This window comes from Craterilacuibacter sp. (assembly GCF_051659485.1).
GTDB lineage: Bacteria > Pseudomonadota > Gammaproteobacteria > Burkholderiales > Chromobacteriaceae > Craterilacuibacter.
In genome coordinates, this window is sequence record NZ_JBOFOO010000006.1 from 1 (window position 1) to 3,212 (window position 3,212).

General features: G+C 63.2%; 5 protein-coding genes. 3 read left to right on the forward strand and 2 right to left on the reverse strand.

Annotated elements, in window-relative coordinates; genetic code table 11:
- The 3 genes from ACRC1E_RS00135 to ACRC1E_RS00145 all read left to right on the forward strand — a co-directional run.
- On the forward strand, positions 1-336 hold a 336-nt coding region (locus tag ACRC1E_RS00135; RefSeq protein ID WP_438513080.1), incomplete at its 5' end, for an ABC transporter permease subunit.
- A complete protein-coding gene (locus tag ACRC1E_RS00140) occupies positions 320-1,180 on the forward strand; it encodes a PstA family ABC transporter permease (RefSeq protein ID WP_438513081.1) in 861 nt (286 codons plus the stop codon). The genes ACRC1E_RS00135 and ACRC1E_RS00140, both read left to right, overlap by 17 nt.
- Positions 1,177-1,866: a phosphate ABC transporter ATP-binding protein gene (locus ACRC1E_RS00145; RefSeq protein WP_438513082.1), complete on the forward strand. Its 690-nt coding sequence runs from the start codon at positions 1,177-1,179 to the stop codon at positions 1,864-1,866. Before ACRC1E_RS00140 ends, ACRC1E_RS00145 begins: the two co-directional genes overlap by 4 nt.
- 18 nt (positions 1,867-1,884) lie before the next feature.
- Here the strand turns inward: ACRC1E_RS00145 and blaOXA are convergent, their stop codons facing one another.
- Together blaOXA and ACRC1E_RS00155 are read right to left on the reverse strand one after the other, a co-directional pair.
- Positions 1,885-2,667 (reverse strand): class D beta-lactamase, encoded by a 783-nt coding sequence (gene blaOXA / locus ACRC1E_RS00150; RefSeq protein WP_438513083.1) that lies wholly within the window; start codon positions 2,665-2,667, stop codon positions 1,885-1,887.
- A gap of 109 nt (positions 2,668-2,776) precedes the next feature.
- The coding region (locus ACRC1E_RS00155; RefSeq protein ID WP_438513084.1) for a glutaredoxin family protein at positions 2,777-3,212 on the reverse strand (436 nt) is incomplete at its 5' end.

Sequence of the window (3,212 nt, forward strand, 5' to 3'; positions counted from 1 at the left end):
GAGGCGCTGGGTCTGAGCCGCATCCAGCAGTTGCTATGGGTGATGTTGCCCGAGATTCGTCCGGCGCTGCTATCGGCCCTGCTGCTGGCGGCCGGCCGCGCGGTGGGCGATACGCTGATTGCACTGATGATTTCCGGCAATGCCACACTGGTGCCGCAAAGCCCGGCCGAGCCCTTGCGCGCGCTGACCGCCCATATTGCCATTACGCTGGCGGCGGATACGCAAAGCACGGCTTATACCGCCATCTTTGCAGCCAGCTTGCTGTTGCTGGCCTGCGTTGTCGCCATTCGCCTGCTGAGCCGTATCTTGAGCCGAACCGATGAAAACCTGCTGTGAATATCTGGTGCTGGCCTTGTGCCGTCTGGCGGCCGCCGGCTTTGTCGCGCTGGCCATGCTGCTGTTCGGGTTCCTGCTCTGGCATGGCCTGCCCGCGATCAATGGTGCGCTGTTTTTTGGCGACACGCCTGCCTGGCTCGCCATCAGCGCCCAGCAGGCGGTGTGGGGCGGCATCTGGCCTGCGCTGGTGGGCAGCCTGATGCTGGTGCTGGTCGCGATTTCGGCGGCCTTGCCGCTGGGGCTGGCGGCCGGCATTTATCTGGCACAGGCGCGGGATGGACGTGCCCGGCGCGTCCTGTTGTTTCTGGTCGATATTCTGGCCGGCATGCCGTCCATTGTGATGGGGCTGTGCGGTTTCATGCTGATTCTGGCGCTGCGCCCCTTGCTGCCCAGGGCCAACACTTCGCTGCTGCTGTCCGGTCTGTGTGTCGGCCTGCTGGTGCTGCCTTATCTGATTGTCAGCACCCGCAGCGCCTTGCTGGCGCTGCCGCCCGCTTTGCGCCTGACAGCGAAGGCGCTGGGGCTGAGTCCGCGCCAGCGCGTGCTGCATGTCTATTTGCCGGCGGCAAGCCCCGGCATCCTCTCCGGCGTGATACTCGCCATCGGTCGTGCTGCCGAAGATGTGGCGGTGATCCTGCTGACCGGTGTGGTGGCCAGTGCCGGCATGCCCGGCAGCCTGTTCGACAAATTCGAAGCATTGCCTTTTTTTATCATGGTGACGGCCGCCGAGTATCGCGATGAAGCCGAGCTGGCCCGAGCCTTTGCCTCGGCGCTATTGCTGCTGCTGATGTCGGGCAGCCTGTTCATGCTGTCGCGCCGCCTGCAAGGAAAGATCACATCATGAATGCCATCCGCTGCCGGGCGCTGGGTTTGACGCTGGGCGTGCATGCCTTGCTGCACGATATCACGCTGGATATTCCCGCCCGTGCCATTACGGTGCTGCAAGGGCCATCCGGCTCCGGCAAGACCAGCTTTTTACGCATGCTCAACCTGCTGCATGGCCCGGATGCCCGCGTGAGCGGCAGCCTGTCACTCCTGCTGGGCGGGCAGCAGATACAGCCGTATCACGACCGCACCGACGCGGTATGGCTGCGCCGCAGGGTCGGCATGGTCTTCCAGCACCCCGATCTGTTGCCGGGCAGCATCGCCCGCAATATCGCCCTGCCTTTGCAGCTGGTGCACAAGCTTGGCGGGCGGGTGCTGGATGCGCGTGTCGAGATGGCGCTGCAGCAGGCGGGCTTATGGGGCGAGGTGGGAGGCAGGCTGACGCACAATGCGGCCAGCCTGTCCGGCGGGCAGCAGCAGCGGCTGTGTCTGGCGCGCGCGCTGGCATTGCAGCCTGAAATCCTGCTGCTGGACGAGCCGACGGCTTCGCTGGACTGCGTCGCCAGCCAGACAATAGAAGAGCGGCTACGTGTGCTCAAGGCCGGCATCACCATCGTGATGGTGACGCACCAGCCGGAGCAGGCGGCCCGCCTGGCCGACAATACCCTGTTTTTCCGTGACGGACGTTTGCATGACGCGGGCTGAGGCCCTCTCTGCAACGGTTTATGGCGCAGCCTGTTCCAGAAGTGGCGGCAGTTTTTCCAATAGCGCCGCCTTGGCGCGCTGCGAGGCAAAGCCGCTTTGCTCGGTTTCGTCACGGATGCTGTAGACAAAGCTCAGCGTGCGCTCTCCTTTGCTGGCCCAGCCCACATACCAGCCCACCTGATAACGCTTGCCATCGGGTGCGAGACGGCGCGCGTTGCCGGTCTTGCCGTAGATCTGCCAGCTGTTAAGATCGGGTTGGCGCAGAATGGCCGCCGTGTGGCGGTAGGCCGCTTTCGACACGGCTAAACGCTGCGTGACCAAGCGGCCTAGAAAGTCAGCCTGCTCGTCGGGGCTGATCGCGAGCGAAGAGCCCAGCCACGCCTGACTCAGGCCATCACCCTTGCCCGGATTGCCGGTAAGGTCGCGGTTGCCATAAGCAAAGGCGTCTACATAGTGCTGGAATTTGTCCATGCCCAAGGCGCGGGTCAGGCGCTGCGAATACCACACCACCGAGTAGCGCATCCAGTGTGCCGGCGTGGTGGTCTGCGCCCACTCGGGTAAAAAAGCTTCGTCGGTGCCGTTGTAAGGCAGGGCGGGCGCGGTTTCACTGTGTAGAAAGCCGCTGTCGTAGCCCATCAGGCTAAGCGGAATCTTGAAGGTCGAAGCCGGCGGCAATCGGGTGCTGCACTCGCCCTGACGGGTGAGCGTGTGGCCGTCGCTGTCTTTCACGATAAAACATTGGGCAGCGAGCGCAGGTAGCGACAGCAGTAGCAGCAGGCTAAGCGGCAGGATTTTAGGCATGGCGGTCGGCTTGGAGTCGGAATAGGCGGGTGATGCTAGCCCGAATCCGTCATGCAGTGAAAGTATCACAAGGCAGCGCCTGACACGGTTTGCGTCAGGCGCTGTTGACTCAGGCGGTCTGGCTGGCGAGTGCCGGATCGAAGCGCTGCTCCAGATAGGCAATGATGGCCTTGGATTCATACAGCCAGCGCGTATTGCCGCCTTCTTCTATGCGCAGGCATGGCACCTTAATCTTGCCGCCCTCGCTTTGCAGCCGCGCGCGTGCGCTTGCATCATGCTTGGCATCCTGTAGCACGATGTTCAGGTTGAGCTTGTGCATGGTGCGGCGGGTCTTGACGCAGAACGGGCAGGCGTGGAACTGGTAAAGCGCAAGCTTAGCGGTGGCCGCATCGACGGCAGCCTGTTCGGCCTTGCTGCGCACCAGGCGGCGCGGGCGGGTGATAAAGTCGGCTGCGATGATCAACTGGCCGAGGCCAACTCTTAATGCCTTGATAAACACGGGTACACCTTGCGCGGGTAAAGTCGGAGGCGGGCAGTGTACCCGA